Below are 19,037 nucleotides of genomic sequence, written 5' to 3'. Positions count from 1 at the left end.
GGATTTTACCCCTTAAGAATGAATGGATATCTATTACATCCCGAGAAGGAGTGAGTGTCATGATTGATACGAAAAAAGGATTTCTGGGACCGGAACAAGTAGATCTGTTAAATGGTGTGTTCCAAACATCACAAGAGGTGGGGGAGCGTTACCTGTTATCGCTGGATATTGATCGATTCCTGGCTCCATGCTTCGAAGCGCATGGTTTACCTGCCCGAAAAGAGCGCTACGCGGGTTGGGAGGCACGTACCATCAGCGGACATTCCCTCGGACATTATCTGTCTGCCCTGGCTGTGACGTATCAGGCAACCGGGAATATCACGTTAAAAGAAAGACTGAATTATGCGGTCACCGAACTGGCGAGAATCCAGCAGACCACGGGAAGCGGATATATCGGTGGTTTGTCCGAAGAACCTTTCCACATGGCTTTTCGAGCAGAGAATATCGGTGGATTCAATATCGGTGAATACTGGGTTCCCTGGTACAGTGTGCACAAAATCTATCGCGGCCTGATTGACGCCTATAAACTGACTGGCAACGGACAGGCACTTGAGGTGGTTACTCGATTTGCAGACTGGGCGGTCGAAGGATTGCTCCCGATGACAGAAGAACAGATGCAGACGATGCTTCAAAGTGAACACGGGGGCATGAATGAAGTATTCGCACACTTGTATGGGATTACCGGTAAAGCCTTATATCTTGAGATCGCTAATAAGTTCACCCATCAATTGATCCTGAGACCCTTGGAGCACAAGCAGGACGATCTTCAAGGCAAACACGCCAATACGCAGATTCCCAAAGTGATCGGTGCAGCCGAAATCTACAATCAGGACCATACTCATGAGAGTTATCGGACAGCGGCAGAATTTTTCTGGGACACCACGGTGCATCATCGTTCTTATGTATTTGGTGCGACGAGTATTTCGGAGCATTACGAAGCAAAGGGTATGGAGAGTCTTGGCATCAAAACAGGAGAGAGCTGTTGTACTCACAACATGTTACATCTAACGAAGCAACTCTTCGCCTGGAATCACGATAGCGCCTACATGGACTATTATGAAAACGCCATCTATAATCACATCCTCGGCACGCAGGACCCCGATACGGGGAACAAAACGTATTTTGCATCAACGCTGCAAGGCCACTACAAAATCTATGGTACTCACGATACCGCTTGGTGGTGCTGCACAGGATCAGGCATGGAGAACCCGGGCAAATATGCCGAGGCCATCTATTTTGAGGATGAACAGGACCTGTACGTCAACCTGTATATCGCTTCCCAATTGGATTGGGCGTCACAGGGATTATCCCTGAAGCTTGAAACCGAATTTCCTTATTCGGAAAAGGTAACCCTGACGATCACCGGAGGCAACGCCTCGGCCCATCTAAGATTACGCGTGCCCTCATGGCTGCAACAGCCAATGACGGCAACAGTTAACGGGGATACGGAACATCCGTATACACGGATGGAACCCGGCTATCTTTCCATCGACCGCACATGGACAGCGGGCGATGTCATCACCATCACACTGCCGATGTCACTCCGCCAGTACACTTCCCGGGATGATGCTCACAAAGTGGCATTCCTGTACGGCCCGATAGTACTCGCTGGTGCACTAGGAAACGAGGGTCTTCCGGAGGATACGATTGTGGACGAAACAGCGCTGAATCCCAAGACTGCACCTGTACCTGTGATCTGGACGGAGCAGGATGACGTACGAGAGTGGATCAAGGTTGTGGATGCAGACACGTTAACATTTGAACTTAGCAAAGATGTTACTTCCACAGCCGAAGCCGTGAAGCTCATTCCGTTCTATGATGTGCATCACGAATTTTATACCGTGTACTGGCCGTTTAACGATGAAGGAGATGCGCTGGAGAAAGAGTTGAACGATATCACGATCGACAGGGTTCAGGCTGACGGTCAGCAGGATGAGATTGGACATCAACTGGATAGCAACTGCCGTGGGGAGCACCACAACGGTTCAACCACAGATGGCCGTAAGAAGTTGCATATGTGGCGAGAGGCTTTTGGCGTCAGTGGGGCTTACTTCAGTTACCAACTGGCAGTGGATCGCGCGGCAACCAATTATCTTTGCGTAGCTTATTGGGGCGGAGATCATTCCGCGTTTAAACGGGAAGGTACGTTATATGACAGACAATTCGCCATTACCGTGGATGGAACACTCATTGGTGAGCAGAGAATTCACATGAATAAAATTGGCGACGTGTTCTATGTTACCTACGATATTCCGGAGGCGGTTACATCAGGCAAAGACAGCGTTACGGTAATGTTCCAGGCGAAGGGCGACAATGGATGTGCCGGGAAAGTTGTAGAGGTGCGCACCACCCGAAGCAAACCGGAATCCATCTTTTCATAATAAGAGGCATGGTGTGAAAAGGCGCAAACACAATGTTATAATGAAAATAAATTACGGTTAGTGAAGAGGAGGTTGGAAGTGTGGCAAAACCCGATAATAAAGGTACTTATAACTTTCAGGATTGGTTAACTTGGGAGGGGGCATGGGAATTAATTAACGGCAAAGCTTTTAATATGTCTCCAGCACCCACTTCATTGCACCAGTTTATTGTGGGTGAGCTGCACTTCTCTTTACGGACTTTTTTTCAGAATCGGAAATGTTTTGTGTTTGTTGCCCCTTTTGATGTGTATTTTAGCGAAAATGAACAATATGATATGCCTGATCAAGTTGTACAGCCTGATTTATCGGTGGTGTGCGCCAAAGACCAGATATCCAAAAGTGGCTGCCACGGCGCACCTTCTTTAATTGTCGAGGTGTTATCGCCTTCGACTGCGTTAAAGGATTTTAACGAAAAATTTAACTTGTATCAGAAATATGGTGTGAACGAATACTGGATTGTTGACCCGGGGAATCAAACCGTCCATGTGTACACGCTGGAGGATGGCAGCTACCAGACCCGTCATCTGTATACAGAGCAGGAAACGATTCAATCGGTTATATATCCTGAATTGGTAATTCCGTTGGATTCGCTGTTCAAGTTCAGGTAGTGCGAAGCGTCAATCTGTCTGCTACAGACGAAGCAATAAGGCGGCCATTTTTTTATTCTAACGAACCGTACACGTCTTATATGGGCAATATTGATGTGGTGGAAAATGTAACGAATCTCAGCGATGCTATTTCATTCGAAATAAGCGATAAACAACGTTTTTACACCTAATACGCGAATATAACGGGTCTCAGGTTCATTACATTTTCAGATGAGCTGAAATGCACCAAATAACCTCACCTCAGTTCGTTAGATGTAGAACACAGCATCAAAATTTTAATAAGAACACGAAAAATAATGAGCCAACGCATAAGGGACGAAACCGGATGATCTCCGATTCGTCCTTTTTGCATTGCTCTTTTTATCAGACAAGTCTTATATAAAAAATGACACGCATAGCTATTTTCCACGTATTACCTGATAACATTTCTTCTCCACAATCTGCTGTCTCGTAAAACTCACTTTTTATGGATTGACCACAAAATTTCCTGCCAAGTTCCACGTTGTCCCTGAAAATATGAAATGGGATAAGCCCAAACCACGTATATTATGAGTATTCAAATATCCAATCATATCCACCTGAGAGCGTTAACATCATGTACAATAAGAATAAGCTGAATAGGAAAATTACGACATGAAGCACCAATATATAACATGAAAGGAGGTCGGATGATTGAACATGATCAAGTACATAAAATTGTTGGGATTAATCCTCGGTATTGTGGCTGTGAATGTTCTCGCATTCTCACCCGGCTTTATCGGGCTGAATTTTGGGGAGGGCGCATTCACAACTGCGCTATCCGTTACCCTTCTGTTTGGCAGTGCAATGGCACTCTTATATGGAAGTTACACCTTGCTGTTCAGACAACCGGTAGTCCTGCCCGTGAAGCATATCGAAACGCATGAAGATTATGTGGAAGCACTATCTTTTTATAGACGCATCAAAGTGCTCGAAGAAGATATTACACTGGGGCTGTCCCAACTTAGCCGGATGAAAAAGAAAAAAGAAACCCTCCTGAATGTGCTTCATCAACGGTTTGATCCCGGGGAACTGAGCTACAAGAAATTTGCTTCGGTCACATTGGAAGTGGAGAAGTTGTTATACCTGAACATTCGCAGTGTGCTAAACCGGTTGAATGTATTCGATGAAGCTGACTATGCCAACATGATGAAATCCAAATCCTCCACACTTCCCCAGAAACTTTTTCAAGAAAAAACCAAGGTATACAACGATTATCTGTCTTATGTAAAAAATGCATTACACACCAATGAGGAAATTTTGCTCAAGCTCGATCAGTTGTTACTCGAGATTTCACGCCTCGACAGCTTTGAAGCCGGAGATATTGAACAGATGCCTTGTATGCAGGAGATTGATCAGTTAATCAAGCACACCAAATTATACAGATAGTGAGGGGTTGCTCGTATGGCCAAGAAGGGAAAGTTTTTTTTCATATCGATTGTAATGCTGGTACTCGTATTTGGTCTGGTCTATGCAGGGATTACACTGACGTCGAACTTTGGCAAGTCAACCACACAGGTGAGCACAGAGAATGCAGGTAAGGAACTGGGAAAACTGTACGCGGACATTGCGCCAGCGACGGCGGAACCGGTCAAAGGACAGATTGATCTTGATCCGGTCGACGTAGCAGAATCACTACCGGATATCTCGAAATTTCCGATTGCTGTAGAGAATACAACGAATGATTACGTCGAAATTTTCTCTTCCCCAGAGAAGTCTGGCAGTGGGATAGATGGCTGGTTAACTGAGGTAGGGGAGGAATTCAACAAAGCAAACATTACCGTTGGTGGGAAACAGGTATCGGTCAAAATCCGCAACATTGCCTCCGGTACGGCCACCGATTATATCAAGTCTGGTAAGTATATGCCGGATGCATTCACCCCTTCTAACGAATTGTGGGGCGAAATGGTTGAGGCCAGTGGGGTGAAGACCGAGATGGTGTCCGAGCGATTGGTCGGGAATGTTCCGGGTATTGTCATCTCCAAAGCCAAATATGATGCACTGGTTGATACGTACGGCTCCGTTAATGTAAAAACCGTAACCGAAGCGATTGCCAACAATGAACTCGCGATGGGATATACCGATCCATTTGCCAGCTCCACAGGACTGAATTTCCTGGTGACCGCACTGAATACGTATGACAGTGCCAATCCACTCGGCGAGAAGGCCATTGAGGGGTTTGAGAAATTCCAGACGAATGTGCCGTTTACGGCGTCGACAACCATTCAGATGCGGGAGGCTGCCAAGTCAGGCAGACTGGATGCCTTTGTACTCGAATACCAGACGTATGTGAATACCGCTGATCTGAAGAGTGGTTACGTCTTTACACCATTTGGCGTGAGACATGATAGCCCGCTGTATGCATTGGGACAATTGCCACAGAACAAACAAGAGATTATCCAGAAGTTTGCGGAATTCGTAACCCAGGCGAAGTACCAACAATCGGCGGAGGAGTTCGGTTTCAATGGGTTACAGGATTACAAATCCGAGCTGGCCACTGTGGATGGCGGCACGTTGCTGTCTGCACAGAAAGTATGGAAAGAGAAGAAGAACGGCAGTAAACCAATTGCCGCCGTGTTCGTGACAGACGTGTCCGGAAGCATGGATGGCGAGCCGCTTAACCGACTGAAGGAGTCTTTGCGCAAAGGTCAGAAGTACCTGGGCACCGAGAACAGTATTGGATTAGTTTCTTACTCCAGTGGGGTAACCGTGAATCTGCCGATTGCCAAGTATGATACGAACCAGCAGTCCATGTTTGTCGGAACAGTTGATAGTCTGCAAGCTGGCGGTGGTACGGCGACCTTTGACGGGATCGTGGTGGCGATGAAGATGCTGGAAGATTATATGGCTGCTGATCCAAACGTGAAGCCGCTGATCTTTGTCCTGAGTGATGGCGAGACCAACGAAGGTCATACCCTCAAGGATATCCGGGATCTGGTCGAAACGTACAAAGTGCCAATCTATACGATTGGGTACAACGCGGACATCAAGGCTTTGGAGAGCATCTCCAGCATTAACGAAGCCGCAAGCATCAATGCCGATACCGACGATGTCGTATACAAGATTGGAAACCTGTTTAACGTACAGATGTAAATTTATAACACGAAGACGTAGAGTGCAGAACCGATCTGAAGAAGCGTAGCGTTCGCCTAAAAGCTTTCTGAAAGAAAGCTGCTTCGGAAGCATACGCTATCACCAGATTTCAACCGATTAATGAGGAAAATGAAGAAATATGGGGATAACAGCGATCGGAGGATGGTACTGCAATCGGAGTCACTCGCGTGGAATATCAATCATTTTACAGCACGTATTTAAAGGGGGAACTGTAGATGTCATTTTCAATGGAAATACCGAGCCAGAAGGAAATTCAGAAGGTGATTGAAGAAGAGGTGAAACCCGTGCCCGCCGAGGTCGCGGAGCTTCAACAAGTGGCAAATGCCAACGTAGAGATGATCATGACACTGGATCTCGAATCCCTAGAGAAGCGCAAAGAGATTTTACAATCCATTGACGGCTTTGGCATGAACACGATGAGATCCTCTTCTGAGAAAAACGCCTTGCTTCAAGTCTCCGTTGGACATCTGTCCAAGACGGGAGACGAGGGCGGTCAGGTCGCCAAAGGTTTGACCGAGCTGCATATGCAACTGAAGGATCTCGACCCGAGTGTGGTCGACTTTGCCAAGACCGGTTTCCTTGGGAAATTGTTCAATCCGCTTCGCGCCTATTTCCTGAAATACCAGAAGGCTGACGCAGTCATCGCTGACATCGTAACCTCTTTGGATAAAGGCAGATCCACCCTGCGTAACGATAATACAACGCTGGAGATCGAACAACAGAACCTGCGAGAACTCACAAAGCGATTGCAAAAGGAAATCCAGCTTGGCGTGCTCATGGATGAGTCCATCGACGCGCAGATTGAAGCCGCCAAGGTCCGCAATGAGGACCCCGAGAAAGTCCGGTTTATTACGGAAGAAGTGTTGTTCCCACTCCGTCAGCGGGTGATGGATCTGCAGCAGATGTTAGTCGTGAACCAGCAGGGTATCATGGCGATTGAAGTGGTGATTCGCAACAACAAGGAACTGATCCGAGGCGTAGACCGTGCGAAGAATGTAACGATCTCGGCATTGAAAATTGCCGTTACAGTAGCAAGTGCTTTGTATAATCAGAAGATTGTATTGCAGAAAATTGAGTTGCTGAACCAGACAACCAACGATCTGATCGCCGGAACATCCAAGATGCTCAAGGATCAGGGAATTGCCATTCAGAAGCAGGCGTATGAAGCCAGCATCTCCGTGGATACGATGAAACAGGCGTTCACCGATGTGCTGTCGGCGCTCGATTCGATTAGTCTTTATAAGCAGGAAGCTCTGCCAAGAATGCGTGAGACGATTAACCAGTTCCGTGAACTTGCGGATACCGGCGAGCAACAGATTCAGCGGTTGGAGAAAGGGCAAAAGCTGGGGCTGTGATAAGGAGAGAGAGAAATAAATACCTATTTGATTGTCCTCTTTATTTATAATTAGAAAAAGAAGCGACCGTTCCTCATTAAACATGAGGAACGGTCGCTTTTTGGGCTTCTATGAAGATAGGTACTAACTGTCATACCCCAAGCTTCTTGCATAGGCGTATAACTGTTGTTCGCATTGATCCATTAGAACACTAGCGGTGTTTACTTTGGCATTACCTTGTTTTAGTAACGTGTAATTCACTTTGTTCTTGGATACTGCCTTTTGGTACAACAGGTATCCTTCGAGCTGAGTGTAACTTGCCTTAACAAATGTAGCGTGGATTTTCTTGATTTGCGGGTTGGTAGGCTTGATTTGTTTTGCCTTGGATACCAATTTTGTATAATTGGGGATCACCGTATTCGTAAGTTTAAGATACATGGACTTGCGATTGGTTGAAGTTACCTGGGTGTCGATGCTTTCCAAAGCTGTGAAGGCTTTGGCCTCATAAGTTTCGAGAGCAAATAACTGATTAGTGTACTCTTTAAATTCTGCATAACTCTGATCTAAATCTGAATATGTAGAGGTTGCTACTTTGGCTGCATCAGCAGAAGTGGCTGGAGAGAGAAGCACTCCGCCAAGCAAAACAAAACTGGTAATCAATGATATAATCCACGACTTCTTCAAATGTAATGTCATCCTCCTTTTGTTTGTATTCCATTGGATAACCTAACATATCATTACCAGAAATTACAGGAATACATTTACATAATTTTGGTGGGAAGCTTTCTTGAAATTAATCTCAATCACCCTAATAAAGGGAAGTAAGATGATTCAAAATTTCAGTTTTATAACACGACATTGTCAGGCTTGTAATGGATGATCTTGAACAACTCTTCAGCCATGTAGGCGGGGCTATGCTTGAAATCTTGTCTGATCCACTCCATAATCATGCCAAATATCGCATGAGATTGGTAGCTTGCCAATATTTCATGGTTGATGTGCGGAGGGAAGATGTGGTTCAGATCCTGTAAAGCCAGATCCCGAAGAACATCACAGATCATACGCTGGAAGTTGGAGGAGGCCTCAGATTTCACAACCAATGTGTAGAATTGTGCGTGCTGGTGTACATGCTCAAATATAGTGATCGCCGAAGAGGGCATCAGATTGACTTGGAACTCTTCCTCATCCTGATAGGGTTTACGGAAAGAAGTTACCAGATCCTGAATCACATCATCGATAATTTCGTTGAACAGGTCTTCTTTGTACTGATAATGCCTGTAGAAAGTTCCCCGATTCAGGTCGGCTCGCTGCACAATATCCGTAATCGATATTTCTTTAAAGGGATGTTTTTGCATCAAATGGATGAGTGCATCCTTCAGTGCAACTTTTGATTTCTTAATTCTTCGGTCCATCGAATTCAGAGTTTCAGACATCTATTTACCTCCTCGCGAGTTCACTTTATTAGTTAAAGTACATTCAGGCTTAGTAGTGTTGTTTAACGTACAATTGGACAAGCTTTTACTGATTGAAGTGAAACGCTATGACTTATTATACTAAGGATAAGAGTTAATGAACATTTGTTTGTTAACTTATTGTAAACGAATACACAAAGGAGGATACATGGAATGAAACTTCAAGATAAAGTTGCAGTTGTTACAGGTGCTGGTTCAGGTATGGGGAAAGCAATTGCCACGTTGTATGCTCAAGAAGGCGCGAAAGTCGTTGTATCGGATATTAACGAAGAATCGGCACAAGCGGTAGTGAATGATATTAAGGCACAGGGCGGAGAAGCGATTGTCGTTCTGGCCAATGTAGCCAAAGAAGAAGATGTGCAAAATCTGATCGATACGACGGTGAGCACATACGGTACAGTAGATATTCTAATTAACAATGCGGGCATTATGGATGGCATGGAGCCTGCAGCTGATATAACGGATGAGAAGTGGGAAAGATTGTTTGCTGTGAACACAACCAGTGTGATGCGGACAACACGTAAAGTATTGCCGATTTTCCTGGAAAAACAAAAAGGTGTCATCGTGAACATTGCTTCGGCAGGTGGATTGCACGGTGGACGTGCGGGAGCAGCTTATACGGCGTCCAAACATGCGGTCGTGGGCTTCACCAAAAATACAGGGTATATGTATGCTGAGCAAGGCATTCGCTGTAATGCGATCGCTCCAGGCGCTGTGGCAACCAATATCAGCACATCCATGACCGGTATTAGTCATTTCGGTGCAGGGCGGCAACAGCTTGGGATGGCAATCAACCCACGCATCGGGACAAGCGAAGAGATTGCCAAAGTGGCTTTGTTCCTTGGATCTGACGAGTCCAGCTTCGTGAACGGAACTGTCGTTACAGCAGATGCTGGCTGGAGCTCTTATTAATCCATTCAAGTGCAGACAAGCATGGAGTACGGAAATAGTGTGTGAATTAAGGAAGCCGCATGAGTATATGCGGCTTCTTTTTTTGCACCTATGCACGGTGGATAACAGCATCATATTCCGTGTAGGACAAACGTTTGCATTACTACACGGAAACCCGAAATGAATCAATCTGAGGGTGGCCTTGGTTTGGAAAAGAGTGAGGATTCACGCACGATCAGACGATGGGGGATAATGACCGGATTATGAAGCTGTGGTTCCCCACTAAGAATTTTTAACAATACCTGAACGGCTGTATAACCAAGCTGATAAGTCCCGATGTCGATAGAGCTTAGGGGTGGAGAAGCCAGTTCCGATAATGCAATATTGTTAAAACTGACCACACTGATATCTTCAGGCACCAGATAATGAAGCTCGGCAAGAGCTCTCAATACCCCAAAGGCCACGTTGTCATCGATGACAACAATTGCGGTGGGTCTGTCCGGCAAGGACATGAACAGCGACATCGCTCTGAATCCACTTTCCTGCAGAAATTCGCCTTCCACAATCCAATCACTATCCGCATCCAGCCCGGCTTGGGCAAGCGCTTTTTGGTATCCTAACATACGATCATGCGATAACGTAATGTCCGGAGGACCGCTGACAAATCCGATTCGAGTATGTCCCTGAGCGATTAGATGATGAGTCGCATCATAAGCGGTCTGCACATTATCGTTATCCACCATGGGGGCATTTGGATGAGCTTCACTGCGACCGATTAACACAAAAGGAAACTTTTCCGCTTCCAAAAATGAAATGATGGGATCGTCTCGCTTGGACCCAAGCAGCAAAATACCATCAACTCTACGGCCATGCACAAGGCGGGATATCGCATGCAATTCATTGTCTGATGATGTTTCGGTTGTTAGCAGCAATTCATAATTCATACGGGTGGCATGTGTAATAATACCTCGGAGCAGTTCCCCGAAAAAGTAATTTTGAAACAACTCTTCTGCAGGACGCGGAAGCATAATCCCAAGGGTATGTGTTGTTTTGGAAACCAGGCTTTTCGCGATGATGTTGGGATGGTAGTTCAATTCTTTCATAATTTGCTTCACTTTGAGAGACGTTTTGGTGCTGATTCTAGGATGGTTGGAAATCACCCGTGACACTGTAGAAGGGGAAACACCCGCCAATTTGGCAATATCCTTGATCGTAATCATGTAAAAAAATCCCTTCTGAACAATCGTATAAATATTCTCCTATGGTAATCCAAAGGATACGAGAAATCAATTGCTAACTGCCGAGTAAGGGATGCACGTGAAGTGAAATTAAGGAAGAAAGAGTCAGAACAAGGAAACAGGAAATTACTGTAGGTAGAAGAAGGAAATTGGTTAAAATTGAGCAAATATGGCTTGTGCAAACGTTTGTGCAAATAAAGATCGTTATTGTATGATGTGATTGTTATTGTAGCGCTTACATCAGTGGAATTACATACTTCTTGACTTGTTTACCCCTACATATTGAACGGAGAGGTCATCTTGTCTCCCATTTGAGCAAACGTTTGTACAAAATGGAATATGGGATGCAAAACCTGACAACATACGCAGACAAAAGGGTGAAAAGCGCGAACTTTGTTGGACCAAGCAGAGGGAAGGGGACATTTTACATGAGAAAATGGCAAGGGGCAACATTGTCCGTCATGATGGCTTTTACACTGGCTGCGTGCGGGGCTGGAGGCGGAAGTCCATCTCCAACTACGGCAGGTGAGAATCCGGAGGAAGTTGTAGAGCTGACAGCCGAGAACCTTCAGCCTGAAGAAGGTGCAACGCTGGTGATCTGGGAGGATAAAAATCAAAGCAGCTTTATTGAACAAAGAGCCAAAAAATTCGAAGAAAAATATGGGGTAACGGTCAAAATGGAGGAGTTGCCTCCAACCGATCAGGTAACCAAGCTGACGACGGATGGCCCAGCGGGTCTGGCGGCAGATGTCGTTGTTTTCCCACATGATAAGATTGGTAGCGCTTCAGAGGCGGGACTTATTCTGCCCAATGACATATTTGAAGCAGAGACCGTAGGGAACACCAGCGACAACGCGCTGAAGGCAGTGACGTTCAAGGATATCCTGTACGGCTATCCGTACAGCGTGGAGACCTACGCCCTTTTCTATAACAAGGCACTCTATCCAGAAGCTCCGAAAAACTTTGATGAGATTATCAGTTTCGCTAAGACGTTCAATAATGTGAAGTCCAATCAGTATGCGCTGATGTGGGAATTGCAGCAATTTTACTATAACTATGCGTTCCTGGCTTCACAGGGCGGTTATATTTTTGGAGACAACGGGATGGATAGCGCGGATCTCGGTCTGAATAACGAAGGTGCCCAGAAGGGCGGACAGTTCTTGCAGACGCTGAAGTCGGAAGTGCTGCCGCTTAAGATGGGTGACGTGAACTATGATATCAAAAAAGGATTATTCTCCAGCGGCAAGCTGGCTATGGACATTAACGGTCCGTGGACCATTGCCGATTATCGCAATGCAGGTATTGATTTTGGCGTTGCTCCGCTTCCGGCAATCGATGGTAAACCGATGACCTCCTTCTCAGGTGTTAAAGCCTATTATGTGAATGCATTTACACAATACCCGAATGCGTCGAAGCTCTTGGCAGCGTTCCTTTCCAATGAAGAAGCTCAGATGGAGAACTTTGACCTGAACGGTACACTTCCTGCGAACAAAAACGTAGCTGCTGATCCGAAGTTGCAAGAGGACTCAATCAATAAGGCATTCCTGGAACAGTTCAATAACTCAACACCAATGCCTTCGCTTCCTGCCATGGACAGCGTATGGGGACCAATCACTTCGGCTATTACGGATATATGGGATACCGATAAGGACGTAAAGGCATCGCTGGACAATGCTGTGAAACAGATCCAGGAAAGCCTCGCAACCGTCCAATAAGGACGAACGGCGAATCCGAAGATATGCATAAGAGCTGCATAAATTGAACTTCATATTTACACAAAAACGGAGAGGACAGAAGGAAGCTGAAGAAGTGAAGCTAAAAGCTTTCTGAAAGAAAGCTACTTCGGAAGCATAGGCTCGCCTTTATCACCGATCGGAAGCTTGTTCTGTCATCGGAGTGGTCAGTGTAAGTACACTTTTGTTCAATGTATACAGGTTAGCAATAGGCAGGGAGGAGAGAGCGAATGCAACAGCTGCATGTCCCGGTGCCTGTTGGACCGAACAGGGAAAGACAGCACCGGATGACAGCGGCCATATGTTCCATCATACTGCAAGGTCTTGGACAGCTGTACAATCGACAATGGATTAAGGGAATTTGTCTACTGTTACTGGAGGGAGCAGGGCTTGCGTACCTGCTTCCTCGCCTGTCACAGGCTGTATGGGGCATATGGACACTGGGGGAAAATACACAGCGTTTTGTCAAAGTGAATGGGTCCACCGTACTTCAAAGGGGAGACCATTCCATCTTTTTGCTGCTTGATGGCATTATCGTATTGCTGGTGTTTTTTGTGTTTATCCTGATCTACATTCTGAATATTCGGGATGCGTACGTCACGGGACTCGCCAGGGAGGAAGGGAAACAGACCTTGGGCGCAGCGGCATCGCTTCGAAACATGATGGACAAAAACTTTCCGTATCTGTTCCTGTCCATCCCGGCACTAGGTATTCTTTTCTTCACCGTTATGCCCATCCTGTTTACGATCACGATCGCGTTTACCAACTATTCGGCCCCGGATCATATTCCGCCAGCCAAACTTGTGGACTGGGTGGGCTTCAAGACGTTCAGTGATCTGATTCAATTGAAATCCTGGAGCCAGACATTTTACGGCGTGCTCACTTGGACGGTCATCTGGGCCATTCTGGCTACAGTCACCACCTATTTTGGCGGCGTGTTAGTAGCACTGTTAATTGAACAGCGGGGCATACGCTTCAAAAAGCTGTGGCGGACGATCTTTATTTTGCCTTATGCGATCCCACAGATCATCTCCTTGCTGCTTATGCGTAATTTGTTCAATGGTCAGTTTGGTCCGATCAATACGTACATGAGAGCATTTGGGCTGGAGGGATTACCCTGGCTGACAGATCCGTTCTGGGCCAAGGTCACCGTTATTGTCGTCAACATGTGGATTGGTATTCCGGTCAGTATGGTGTTGATTCTGGGTGTATTGACGGCCATCCCTCGTGATCTCTACGAGGCTGCCGAAGTGGACGGAGCATCCGCGTTTCAGAAGTTTCGGATCATTACGATGCCGTTCATTCTTTTTGCCACAACTCCGGTACTTATCATGCAGTTCGCCGGAAACTTCAACAACTTCAATGTCATCTTCCTACTGACCAACGGGAATCCATTACGGGGAGACTACCAGTACGCAGGGGCAACGGACCTGCTGGTAACCTGGCTCTACAAGCTCACACTCGACAATAACAAATTCAACATGGCTTCAGCGGTAGGTATCATCATCTTCCTCATTATCGCTTCATTCTCTATCTGGAACTTCCGCCGCTCCAAATCATTCAAGGAGGAGGACATGATTCAATGAAGACACGTAATAATCCGCTGCGTCTGGCTCTGAGTTATGTGCTGTTGCTGATCATCGCCGTTGTCTCCATCTATCCGGTGCTCTGGATCGTTCTCTCTTCCCTGAGACCCGGCGCGGCATTGTTCAGTGAACGGTTATGGCCGGAAGCATTCACGTTGACCCATTACGGGGAGCTGTTTAATAACCCGTCTTTTATGTACGGCAGATGGTATATGAATACGCTGAAAATTGCCTTTTTCACGATGATCTTCTCCACGTTGATGGTGACACTTGGGATGTATGCCTTGTCCCGTTTCCGCTTCCGTGGACGTAAAACCATTCTCTCCACCATGCTGATTCTCGGCATGTTCCCGAGTTTCATGAGCATGATTGCAATCTATATCATTTTGCTGCAAATTAAATTGCTCGACACCCACGCTGCGCTCATCCTGGTTTATTCATCAGGAGCGGTACTGGGCGGATTTATCGTCAAAGGTTTCTTTGACACCATCCCGCGCAGCCTGGACGAAGCGGCGCGCATGGATGGTGCAAGTCATCTGCGGGTATTCACCAGCATCATCCTGCCCTTATCCAAGCCAATGCTGACCTACGTGGCGCTGACCAGCTTTACGGGGGCATGGATGGACTTTATCTTCGCCCGGCTGGTACTGCGGACGAAGGAGAACTGGACGCTTGCGGTAGGCATGTGGGATCTGGTCAACCGGTACCAGGACAGTAACTTTACGATGTTTGCTGCGGGGGCGGTTCTGATCGCCATTCCAATTACACTGCTGTTCGTTTTCCTGCAGCGATTCCTTGTTCAGGGTCTGACGGCAGGAGCTTCGAAAGGGTAAACGCAGACTCAGCAAGAAACATTATAGGTCTAGAGACAATATCATCAGCTAAGCTAACGACGGCATGATTAGTCTCGATAGCGTAACACTCACTTAACTCAGGCACTTCCGTGATGTCATGTCTTTGTCGACTGGCACTGCTGCGGAAGTGCCTGATTCTGTATGGGCTCGAATCATGATTAGGGAGGAACGTGATGTATGGGCATGAACCCGTCCAGTGAGCCCGAGATTATCGGATACCAAGATGGACAAGCTGTATTGCATAATACTAAAGCTCCCCCAGCACTTTGGCGTAATGTTACCTTTCGCAGGATTTTGTACGGCTACGGCATCTCGGTTTTTGGGGATTGCTTCAATGGGATTGCGATCAGCCTGTGGGTGTTACAGACCACAGGCAGTGCAAAGAGCATGGCGGCCGTACAGATCTGCAATATGGCCGTCAGTTTTCTGTTTGGATCGGTGGCGGGTACGGTTGCAGACCGATTGGATCGCAGGAAGCTGATGCTGGCCTCGGATGTATTCCGCGGTGTGATGGCTGTGCTGATTGCAGTTAGCTTGTTCGGCTGGCATGCTCCGTTTCCGGTGGTGCTGCTGTTGCTCTCACTCTCCATGTTTTCAAGCCTGTTTCAGGCCCCTGCATTCCACGCCTCTGTAGCAAGTATGGTGGGCAGGGAGCATATTCAACAAGCAACTGGAACCATTCATATGGTGGATAATCTTGCCCGAATCAGTGGACTAGCGACGGCGGGAGTTGCTGTTGCTGCATTTGGTGGATTCGTTGCCATATTAATTACAGGGGCAACCTTTCTGTTGTCCGCAGTCTGTGTGCTGATGGCGGGCCGCTTTCCTGAGGTACAGCGATCCGTTAGTCAGCAGACCACGTTTGCTCAGGAATGGCGTAGTTCGTTTGCCTACATCTATCGGAATCCTTTGATCCGATCCATCGTATTGCTCAATCCGTTGCTGATATTATTTTTCATGTCAGCCATGATGCTGGTTCAAGTGATGGCGGTCAAGGTATGGGAGGCGAATCCGGTGCAGTTTGGATTAATTGAAACCTGTATTCCACTCGGATACATGATTGGCTCTGCATTGTTGATTGCTTCGGGAAAACGATTGAAGCGAAGAGGGAGATGGGTGTTTATCGGTCTGATTGTATTAGGTCCGATTTATATTTTTTTGGCGAATGTATCCTCTCCAATCATGGTGTTGCCGTTAATCGTGGGCGGAGGTGCGATGTTCGCGTGCTGTACGATGCTCACCCAGATTATGCTGAGGACAGCCGTTCCAGACGAGCTGCAAGGAAGGGTCTATGGCGTAGTAGGAACAATCACCAGTACAGCGCCTATTCTGGGATTGACTGTTGTCTCCGTATTGGCAGATCAGTGGGGGGCAGCTTCTGTGCTGCAAGGCGTGGGCATATTACTGCTGGCGACAGGTATTCTGGCCACTACAACATTGAAGTCGATTCGAACCTATCATTAGAAATGTGAGATATAGATCCATTCTATATTAGTTGAACTATAAACATTTACACGATCATTTGTTCAATTTATATAGCATAATCCAATAGCAAAACCCGGAGCATACGCTGCGTTAGCGTAACTCCGGGTTACCTTGTGGACTGAATGTTCTATTGCCAGTTTACATTAACTGTGGCTGTACCGCTGGTTGGTGTGGTGAACGTGTGGTTGGAACCACCTTCCCATGTAATGATTGCACCATTTTTCTTGAAAAATTTGAACTCCAGTTGTTTCCCGGCTGGCACGCTCACATCATAGTACCAAGTTGGGTAGGCGTGGATGACCTGATTGAAAGCAGGGCCGATAGCTGTTGTGCCCGTACTCCAATTGCCCAGTTCTGCCACGTTACCTGTCAGATAGATGTTCTGACCCAGTGTGGTGGACGCATTATTAATGACAAATCGTACAGTGACCTGATCACCCGTAAGAATGGTAAAGTTGTTATACGCATTGCTGTTAACGCCGTTCGCAGCTACTTTCACAGCATAATTGCCTGCGGCTACCGCTGGGATCGTTACTTTGATCTGCGTATCTTCCCAGGATGTGATCGCAGCACCGGTAACAGATGTTGTACCGAAGTATACGGTACCTTTGGTGGAGCCGAATCCACGTCCGCTAATGGTAACGACATTACCCGGTTTGCCCATCACCGGACCCACATGCCCGATGGTTGGTGTTGTTTCGCTCGTTGTATACTGCCAGACCGCGGTTGCTCCGGCTGCCAATGTGAAGGAAGAGACGTTGCCATTGGTGGAAGTGATGTTATTACCGTTCAGTGCACCGCCCAGTACATCGGTGTAGTTGCCTGTTGGCAGTGAAGTGCTTAGATTCGCAATGCTTGCTGGTGTGGAGAGATTACGGTTCACCGCAACAACAGCTACACTTTTGCCAAATTTGCGTTCATAGACGTACACATCATTATTGATCCAGCGTTGCTGAGTAGAGCCATAGGCGATTGCTGGATTGGATTTGCGCAGAGGGGCCAGTTTGCTGATCACGTTAAAAGCAGTGGTTGTTTTGGAGAAGGAAGGCATTTTGGCCCGATTATCAGGGTCTCCGTTTCCAGTCAGATACTGCTCGGTACCATAATAGATGGCAGGTACGCCGCGTGAAGTCAGCGTAAAGGCCAACGCCTGTTCCAGACGACGGTTGTTCACGGCACTTGTTTTGAACCGATCCATATCATGGTTGTCGATGAACGTGACCTGGTCATTCACCTGATTGTAATCTGCCGCTGTGCCTGTAATCATCGAATCCAGAGCATACATGTTGGATGTGTTATCCCGGAAGACGTCACGCACGGCAGAATTAAAGCGAAAATCGAGCAGGCTCATCCCGGATTCATTGGCAAATTCCGTGTTATCCGCATCCGATGCAGCGGATCCCAGGAACCATTCACCAAAGGTGAATACAGGTTTATGTGCATAGATGGAAGACATCCAGCTCTTTTGCCAGCCGAGAGGCATATGTTTCACCGCATCAACACGAATGCCATCCACGCCCATATCCAGCCATAGCTTGATTGCATCTTTGAAATATTGATCAATGGTACTGTTATTGTGATTCAGGTCAGCGAGGTCATAGAGGTTTTTGTAGATACCATTCTCCAGGGAGGAAAAATCGGAGCCGCCGTTGTGATGGAAATATCCATTTGTATCATTTGTGTATCCGCCAACAAGATTACCGTTATCGTACAACTTGCCATTCTCAGCAAAGGATGTATCGGTTTCCATGGCAGGAGACGTATGGTTCGGTGCAAAGTCAATGACGATCTTGATACCTTTGGCATGAGCGGTTGTAATCAGATTTTGAAAATCAGCCATCGTTCCGAAATACGGATTGGTCTTCTTGAAATCACGTGCCCAGTAGCCATGATACGCTGTGTTGATTACGCCGCCGTAGTTGATCGTGGCAAAGATATTTTCGACCGGTTGGGAGATCCACAATGCCGTAACGCCCAGATCGCTAAAATAGTTATCGTTGATTTTGTTGATCAAACCCTGCCAGTCGCCTCCGCAGTACAACTTCAGATTACTACAAGTGGCATCGTAGGCAGCTCCGGTAGGATTGTTGGAAGGATTGCCGTCCAGGAAGCGGTCCGTAAAGATCTGATAGATGACGTCTGTACTAAAGTTCTGCTTGTTTGTAACCGCGGTATCCGCATCGGCATAGATCGCTGAAGCAGGCAGATAGGGAAGTGCGCCCCCTGCAAGTAAACTGAGTGTCAGTGTTGTGCTGAGGAGTACACGTTTGGCCATTTGAAACAT

Annotated in this window: 14 protein-coding genes; 10 read left to right on the top strand and 4 right to left on the bottom strand. The window is 46.8% G+C overall.

The features are described 5' to 3' along the window. Positions 1-59: 59 nt before the first annotated feature. From C161_RS21425 to C161_RS21405, 5 genes are all read left to right on the top strand, one after another. Positions 60-2,381: a beta-L-arabinofuranosidase domain-containing protein gene (locus C161_RS21425; RefSeq protein WP_036672620.1), complete on the top strand. Its 2,322-nt coding sequence runs from the start codon at positions 60-62 to the stop codon at positions 2,379-2,381. An 80-nt stretch (positions 2,382-2,461) separates the two neighbouring features. Beyond that, positions 2,462-3,028, top strand: a complete 567-nt coding sequence (locus C161_RS21420; protein WP_036672619.1) for a Uma2 family endonuclease — start codon at positions 2,462-2,464, stop codon at positions 3,026-3,028. Positions 3,029-3,706: 678 nt separating this feature from the next. Beyond that, the gene (locus tag C161_RS21415) at positions 3,707-4,435 is read left to right on the top strand and encodes a hypothetical protein (RefSeq protein WP_156946148.1); all 729 of its coding nucleotides are present in this window, start codon (positions 3,707-3,709) and stop codon (positions 4,433-4,435) included. 15 nt (positions 4,436-4,450) lie between these two features. After that, positions 4,451-6,139 carry a vWA domain-containing protein gene (locus C161_RS21410; RefSeq protein ID WP_036672616.1) on the top strand — a complete coding sequence of 563 codons (1,689 nt, stop codon included), beginning with the start codon at positions 4,451-4,453 and terminating at the stop codon, positions 6,137-6,139. A 236-nt stretch (positions 6,140-6,375) separates the two neighbouring features. Next, complete coding sequence (locus C161_RS21405; protein WP_017690481.1) at positions 6,376-7,515, top strand: toxic anion resistance protein; 1,140 nt, start codon at positions 6,376-6,378, stop codon at positions 7,513-7,515. A gap of 123 nt (positions 7,516-7,638) precedes the next feature. On the opposite strand, the gene C161_RS21400 is transcribed toward C161_RS21405, so the two are convergent. Then, on the bottom strand, positions 7,639-8,190 hold the full coding sequence (locus C161_RS21400; RefSeq protein WP_133120430.1) for a hypothetical protein: 552 nt from the start codon (positions 8,188-8,190) through the stop codon (positions 7,639-7,641). Positions 8,191-8,339: 149 nt separating this feature from the next. Next, positions 8,340-8,927, bottom strand: a complete 588-nt coding sequence (locus C161_RS21395) for a TetR/AcrR family transcriptional regulator (RefSeq protein WP_036672611.1) — start codon at positions 8,925-8,927, stop codon at positions 8,340-8,342. A gap of 192 nt (positions 8,928-9,119) precedes the next feature. Here C161_RS21395 and C161_RS21390 point away from each other — a divergent pair, with 192 nt between their 5' ends. After that, positions 9,120-9,878 (top strand): SDR family oxidoreductase, encoded by a 759-nt coding sequence (locus tag C161_RS21390; protein WP_036672609.1) that lies wholly within the window; start codon positions 9,120-9,122, stop codon positions 9,876-9,878. A gap of 164 nt (positions 9,879-10,042) precedes the next feature. Here the strand turns inward: C161_RS21390 and C161_RS21385 are convergent, their stop codons facing one another. After that, entirely contained in the window at positions 10,043-11,077 is a 1,035-nt protein-coding gene (locus C161_RS21385; RefSeq protein WP_036672606.1) for a LacI family DNA-binding transcriptional regulator, read from the bottom strand. Positions 11,078-11,523: 446 nt separating this feature from the next. Between C161_RS21385 and C161_RS21380 the strand changes: the two genes are divergently transcribed. From C161_RS21380 to C161_RS21365, 4 genes are all read left to right on the top strand, one after another. Further along, a complete protein-coding gene (locus tag C161_RS21380; protein WP_051449855.1) occupies positions 11,524-12,810 on the top strand; it encodes a sugar ABC transporter substrate-binding protein in 1,287 nt (428 codons plus the stop codon). A 248-nt stretch (positions 12,811-13,058) separates the two neighbouring features. After that, positions 13,059-14,414 carry a sugar ABC transporter permease gene (locus C161_RS21375; protein ID WP_051449854.1) on the top strand — a complete coding sequence of 452 codons (1,356 nt, stop codon included), beginning with the start codon at positions 13,059-13,061 and terminating at the stop codon, positions 14,412-14,414. Then, on the top strand, positions 14,411-15,247 hold the full coding sequence (locus C161_RS21370) for a sugar ABC transporter permease (protein ID WP_036672604.1): 837 nt from the start codon (positions 14,411-14,413) through the stop codon (positions 15,245-15,247). Before C161_RS21375 ends, C161_RS21370 begins: the two co-directional genes overlap by 4 nt. Before the next feature lie 198 nt (positions 15,248-15,445). Further along, complete coding sequence (locus C161_RS21365; protein WP_051449853.1) at positions 15,446-16,732, top strand: MFS transporter; 1,287 nt, start codon at positions 15,446-15,448, stop codon at positions 16,730-16,732. Positions 16,733-16,880: 148 nt separating this feature from the next. Here C161_RS21365 and C161_RS21360 read toward each other — a convergent pair whose 3' ends face one another. Further along, positions 16,881-19,037 (bottom strand): alpha-amylase family glycosyl hydrolase, encoded by a 2,157-nt coding sequence (locus C161_RS21360; protein ID WP_156946145.1) that lies wholly within the window; start codon positions 19,035-19,037, stop codon positions 16,881-16,883.

It is taken from the genome of Paenibacillus sp. FSL R5-192 (assembly GCF_000517845.1).
Lineage (GTDB): Bacteria > Bacillota > Bacilli > Paenibacillales > Paenibacillaceae > Paenibacillus > Paenibacillus amylolyticus.
Note: the sequence above shows the minus strand (reverse complement) of the source record. Positions and strands in the feature narration are given on the sequence as shown.

What these genes read in the sequence shown, in the direction of transcription:
- C161_RS21385 (WP_036672606.1), bottom strand. Translation starts at nt 11,077, where the DNA reads ATGATTACGATCAAGGATATTGCCAAATTGGCGGGTGTTTCCCCTTCT.
- C161_RS21360 (WP_156946145.1), bottom strand. Translation starts at nt 19,037, where the DNA reads ATGTTTCAAATGGCCAAACGTGTACTCCTCAGCACAACACTGACACTC.
- C161_RS21425 (WP_036672620.1), top strand. Translation starts at nt 60, where the DNA reads ATGATTGATACGAAAAAAGGATTTCTGGGACCGGAACAAGTAGATCTG.
- C161_RS21375 (WP_051449854.1), top strand. Translation starts at nt 13,059, where the DNA reads ATGCAACAGCTGCATGTCCCGGTGCCTGTTGGACCGAACAGGGAAAGA.
- C161_RS21400 (WP_133120430.1), bottom strand. Translation starts at nt 8,190, where the DNA reads ATGACATTACATTTGAAGAAGTCGTGGATTATATCATTGATTACCAGT.
- C161_RS21390 (WP_036672609.1), top strand. Translation starts at nt 9,120, where the DNA reads ATGAAACTTCAAGATAAAGTTGCAGTTGTTACAGGTGCTGGTTCAGGT.
- C161_RS21410 (WP_036672616.1), top strand. Translation starts at nt 4,451, where the DNA reads ATGGCCAAGAAGGGAAAGTTTTTTTTCATATCGATTGTAATGCTGGTA.
- C161_RS21370 (WP_036672604.1), top strand. Translation starts at nt 14,411, where the DNA reads ATGAAGACACGTAATAATCCGCTGCGTCTGGCTCTGAGTTATGTGCTG.
- C161_RS21365 (WP_051449853.1), top strand. Translation starts at nt 15,446, where the DNA reads ATGGGCATGAACCCGTCCAGTGAGCCCGAGATTATCGGATACCAAGAT.
- C161_RS21415 (WP_156946148.1), top strand. Translation starts at nt 3,707, where the DNA reads ATGATCAAGTACATAAAATTGTTGGGATTAATCCTCGGTATTGTGGCT.
- C161_RS21380 (WP_051449855.1), top strand. Translation starts at nt 11,524, where the DNA reads ATGAGAAAATGGCAAGGGGCAACATTGTCCGTCATGATGGCTTTTACA.
- C161_RS21395 (WP_036672611.1), bottom strand. Translation starts at nt 8,927, where the DNA reads ATGTCTGAAACTCTGAATTCGATGGACCGAAGAATTAAGAAATCAAAA.
- C161_RS21405 (WP_017690481.1), top strand. Translation starts at nt 6,376, where the DNA reads ATGTCATTTTCAATGGAAATACCGAGCCAGAAGGAAATTCAGAAGGTG.